Here is a 4,666-nt window from a genome sequence, read left to right on the forward strand (position 1 = left end):
CGTCATGCTCGCGCTCCCCGCCTCGCCCGTCGCAGACTAAGTAGACCTGTCTACCTACCGACTCGCAGGATCACACGGCGTCGGCGTAGCTGTCCACCACCGACACGTCGAGCGCGAACTCCACCGGCGTGGCCCCGAACAGCAGCCGCCCCGCCTCGACCGCCGACTCCCGGACGGCGTCGGCGACCCGGTCCGCGACGTCGACGGGCGCGTGCACCACGATCTCGTCGTGCAGGAAGAAGGCGAGGTGCGGCCGCCCGGGCAGCTCCAGGAGCCGACGGCGCAGCACCGCCATCCAGCACAGCGCCCACTCCGCGGCGGTGCCCTGCACGACGAAGTTGCGGGTGAACCGGCCCCAGTCGCGGGACCGGCGCCGGGCGTCGCGGGCGTCCTCCGGCGCGGCGCCCTCGGCGGACGCGGCCTGGCGCGCGGCGAGCCACGCGGCGCTCGGGGCCGGTGAGGACCGCCCCAGCCAGGTGGTGACCTGCTCGCCGCGCTCCCCCGCGCGCGCCGCCTCCTCGACGAGCGCCACCGCGCGCGGGTACGCCCGCCCCAGCTGCGGCATGAGCACCGCGCTCGCCCCGGTCGTGGCCCCGTAGATGGCGCCGAGCATCGCGTACTTGGCCTGCTGCCGGTCCGCGACGATCCCGGCCGCGACGACCGCGGCGTAGAGGTCGGCCTGCCGTCCGGCGGCGGCCATCGCCCCGTCGCCGGACATCGCGGCCAGCACCCGCGGCTCCAGCTGGGCGGCGTCGGCGACGACGAGCCGCCGGCCCGGGTCGGCGCGCACCGCGTCCCGGATCACCCCGGGCAGCTGCAGCGCACCGCCGCCGCTGCTGGCCCACCGGCCGGTGACGACGCCACCCGGGACGTAGTCGGGCCGGAACCGGCCCTCGTGCACCCAGCGGTCCATCCAGGCCCAGCCGTTCGCGGACAGCAGCCGGGACAGCTTCTTGTACTCGAGCAGCGGCTCGCGGACCGGGTGGTCGAGCGCGCGGACCTCGGCCGTCCGCGTGGACGTCACGTCGAGGCCGGCCGCCCGCAGGGCGCGGAGCAGCTCGGGCTGGGAGTCGGGGTTCAGCCCGGGCCGGTCGAGCGCGGCGCCCACCTGCTCGGCCAGCGCCGCGAGCCGCTCGGGGCGCGCGCCGTCCCGCGGGCGCGGGCCCAGCAGCCGGGTCAGCAGCGCGTCGTGCAGGTCCGGCCGGAACGGCAGCCCGTCGTGCCGCATCTCGGCCGCGATGAGGGCACCGGTGGACTCGGCGGCGAGCAGCAGCCGCAGCCGGCCGTCGTCCCCCGCCTCGGTGAGGGCCGCCAGCTGCCGCGCGAGCTCGTCGGCGACGTCGGGCGCGGCGTCGGGCACCGCGGCGGGCAGGTCGTCGAACAGGCTCGGCGCGTCGGCCTCGTGCGGGCCGGTCCCGCCCGCGACGACGGCGCGGTCCCACGGCCCCTCGGGCTCGCGCGCCAGCGCGGTCCCCGCGCACCGGGTCGACCCGCGCAGGATGGTCCGGCACAGACGCAGGTCGTGGGCGCGCTCGACCCGGACGCCGGCCGCGAGCAGGTCCGGGTACCAGTGCTCCGTGTCGTCCCAGACCCACCGCGGGTGGTCGGCGGACTCCCGCTCGGCGACGACGCGCGCGAGGTCGCCGTCGGCGACCGGCACCGGCGGGCCGACCTCGCCCGCCTCGGCCGCGGCGGTGTCCCGGACCTCGCGCAGAACGACGCCGCCCGGTCGCTCCGGGTCGACGGCGACGAGGACGAGCGGCACGCGTCCCATTCTCCCCGCCCGTTCCGACATCGGGCGCCACGGCGTCCTACGCTGGCCCGATGACCGAGCAGGCAGACGCACCGGCAGGGCTCCCGGAGCGGGAGACGATCCTCCTGGCGGCGTTCGAGGGCTGGAACGACGCCGGGTCGGCGGCCAGCCAGGCGCTGGAGCACCTGCACGAGGCCTGGGGCGCGGAGCAGGTGGACGAGCTCGACCCCGAGGAGTACCACGACTTCCAGGTGAACCGCCCCGTGATCGGCGCCGGCGACGACGGGCGTCGCGAGATCACCTGGCCCACGACGGCGGTCGCGGTCGCCACGACCCCGAACGCCCGCCGTCAGGTGGTGCTGGTGCACGGCATCGAGCCATCGATGCGGTGGCGCCGGTACTGCGGCGAGCTGCTGGACATCGCCGCGTCGCTCCGGGTGACCACCGTCGTGACGCTGGGCGCGCTGCTGGCCGACGTGCCGCACACCCGCCCGATCCCGGTGACCGCGACCAGCGAGGACGAGGCGGTGCGCGCGGCGCTGGAGGTCGATCCGAACTCCTACGAGGGCCCCACGGGCATCGTCGGCGTCCTGCAGCACGAGGCGGCGGCGCGTGGCCTGCGGACCGTGTCGCTCTGGGCCGCGGTGCCGCACTACGTGGCGCACCCGCCGTCGCCCAAGGCGACGCTCGCGCTGCTGCACCGCATCGAGGCCCTGACCGGCGAGCCGATCCCGCTGGGCGACCTGCCCGAGGACGCCGCGGCCTGGCAGGACGGCGTCGACGAGCTCGCGAGCGAGGACTCGGAGATCGCCGAGTACGTGCACCAGCTCGAGGAGGCCAAGGACACCGCCGAGCTGCCGGAGGCCTCCGGCGAGGCGATCGCGCAGGAGTTCGAGCGATACCTCCGTCGACGGGACAAGGGCACCGGGGGCTGATCGGTCCCGCTGCCCGGCGCCCGCGGCTCCGCATCGCGCGGATCTGCCCTCGCGGAGGGGTCCGCACCGCTAGCCTGCGGTGATGCGGACGAGGATCTGGGCCACGCTGTCGACCGTGGTGCTCGGTGCCGCGCTCCTGGCGGCGTGCGGTCCCGGCGACGAGGACCGCACGACGCGCAGCACGGCCGAGCACCCCGCCACGCCGGCCCCGACTGCCGCGACGAGGGACACGGCTGAGGACGACGCGGCCGCGTGCGCCGCGTTCGGCGACGTGCTGACCATCGTCGAGAACGCCGACGTCGCCCTCGCCGAGGGCCGGATGGCGGCCCAGGAGCAGCAGGGCTGGTACCAGCTGGCGACCCGCGTGCTCGGCCGGCTGCCCGCCGACGGAGGCGGCGCGGTCCAGCGAGCGGTCTCCGCTCTGCAGCAGGCCGCGCCGTCCGTCCCGTCCGGGGCGTACGCGGAGTCGACCGGGGTGGGCTCGCCCGAGTGGTCGCAGGCCGCGACCGACCTCGGCACCGCGTGCGACGAGATCGGCGCGCCGCCGGCGATCACCGCGTTCACCGGCGGGTAGCGCTCCGGCCCGTGCAGCCGCGGGGTGGGCGGGCCCGGCGGACGCGCTAGAGCCGCACGCCCAGCAGCGCGTTGACCGCCCGGGAGACGATGCCCGGGGCGCCCTCCTCGACCTCGGCCGCCGCACCGCCGGCCAGCGAGGCGTTGGCCCAGGCGTCGACGGCGCGCAGCGCACGCGGGGCATCCAGGTCGTCGGCGACGGCGGCACGCACCTCGGCGAGCAGCCCGGCGGACGCGGGCCCGCCGTTGCCGGACACCGCGGAGCGCCACCGGTCGAGCCGGGCCTGCGCAGTACGCAGGACCTCGTCGGTCCACTCCCAGTCGGCGGCGTAGTGGTGGTCGAGGATCGCGAGCCGCACGGCCATGGCGTCGACGCCGTCGGCGCGCAGCTGCGAGACGAGCACGAGGTTGCCGAGCGACTTGCTCATCTTCTGGCCGTGCAGCCCGACCATGCCGGTGTGCACGTGGGTGCGGGCGCCCTCGCCGGTGTCGAGCAGCCGGGCGTGCGAGGTGCTCATCTCGTGGTGCGGGAACCGGAGGTCGGAGCCGCCGCCCTGGACGTCGAACGGCAGGCCGACGCCGTCGCGCGCGATCACCGCGCACTCGATGTGCCAGCCGGGGCGGCCGGGGCCGAGCCCGTTGCCGTCCCAGGACGGCTCGCCGGGGCGCGCCGCCCGCCAGAGCAGGGGGTCGAGGGCGTCGCGCTTGCCGGGACGGTCCGGGTCGCCGCCGCGCTCGCCGAACAGCGCGAGCATCTCGGCGCGGTCGAGCCGGGCCACCTGGCCGAACGCCGGGTCGGCGGAGAGGTCGGCGTACACGTCGCCGGCGCCCTCGCCGCGGGAGTCGGCGGCGCCCACGACGTACGCGGTCCCGGCGGCCAGCATGGCCTCGACGGCGCGCACGACGTCGGGCACGGCCTCGACGGCACCGGTGTACACGTCGGGCGGCACGACACCGAGGGCGGTCATGTCCTCGAGGTAGAGGGCGGTCTGGTCGGCCGCGAGCTCGCGCCAGTCGACCCCGGTGGCCTCGGCGCGCTCGAGCAGCGGGTCGTCGACGTCGGTGACGTTCGAGGCGTACCGGACGCGCTTGCCCTCGTCGAGCCAGCCGCGGACGAGCAGGTCGAAGGCGACGTACGTGGCGGCGTGCCCCATGTGGGTCGCGTCGTACGGCGTGATCCCGCAGACGTAGACCGTGGCGTCCGCCCCCGGCGCCGCCACGACGAGCTCGCCGGTGGAGGTGTCGCGGACGCGGACGGGACCCCCCTGGCCGGGGAGCTGCGGGATCTGCGGGGCGGGCCAGGTGAGCACGGCGTCGAGCGTACCGGCCGCCGCGGGGACGGGCGCCGCGCGTCCGGGCGGGGTGACGGACGCCACCGCTCCCCCGATCGGGCCACCCACCCGCC

Annotated in this window: 4 protein-coding genes; 2 read left to right on the top strand and 2 right to left on the bottom strand. The window is 77.0% G+C overall.

Features of this window, described 5'->3' with window-relative positions; all coding sequences use genetic code 11:
• Positions 1-70 precede the first annotated feature (70 nt).
• A complete protein-coding gene (locus G6556_RS17170; RefSeq protein WP_346774966.1) occupies positions 71-1,765 on the bottom strand; it encodes a bifunctional 3'-5' exonuclease/DNA polymerase in 1,695 nt (564 codons plus the stop codon).
• A gap of 59 nt (positions 1,766-1,824) precedes the next feature.
• Here G6556_RS17170 and G6556_RS17175 point away from each other — a divergent pair, with 59 nt between their 5' ends.
• Positions 1,825-2,688, top strand: a complete 864-nt coding sequence (locus G6556_RS17175; protein ID WP_166944112.1) for a PAC2 family protein — start codon at positions 1,825-1,827, stop codon at positions 2,686-2,688.
• Between the two features lie 82 nt (positions 2,689-2,770).
• Positions 2,771-3,262 carry a hypothetical protein gene (locus tag G6556_RS17180; RefSeq protein WP_166944114.1) on the top strand — a complete coding sequence of 164 codons (492 nt, stop codon included), beginning with the start codon at positions 2,771-2,773 and terminating at the stop codon, positions 3,260-3,262.
• A 46-nt stretch (positions 3,263-3,308) separates the two neighbouring features.
• On the opposite strand, the gene mshC is transcribed toward G6556_RS17180, so the two are convergent.
• Complete coding sequence (gene mshC / locus G6556_RS17185; RefSeq protein WP_166944116.1) at positions 3,309-4,571, bottom strand: cysteine--1-D-myo-inosityl 2-amino-2-deoxy-alpha-D-glucopyranoside ligase; 1,263 nt, start codon at positions 4,569-4,571, stop codon at positions 3,309-3,311.
• Positions 4,572-4,666 lie beyond the last annotated feature (95 nt).

It is taken from the genome of Cellulomonas sp. IC4_254 (assembly GCF_011603975.1).
In the GTDB taxonomy this organism is placed as follows: Bacteria; Actinomycetota; Actinomycetes; order Actinomycetales; family Cellulomonadaceae; genus Cellulomonas.

What these genes read in the sequence shown, in the direction of transcription:
- G6556_RS17175 (WP_166944112.1), top strand. Translation starts at nt 1,825, where the DNA reads ATGACCGAGCAGGCAGACGCACCGGCAGGGCTCCCGGAGCGGGAGACG.
- G6556_RS17180 (WP_166944114.1), top strand. Translation starts at nt 2,771, where the DNA reads ATGCGGACGAGGATCTGGGCCACGCTGTCGACCGTGGTGCTCGGTGCC.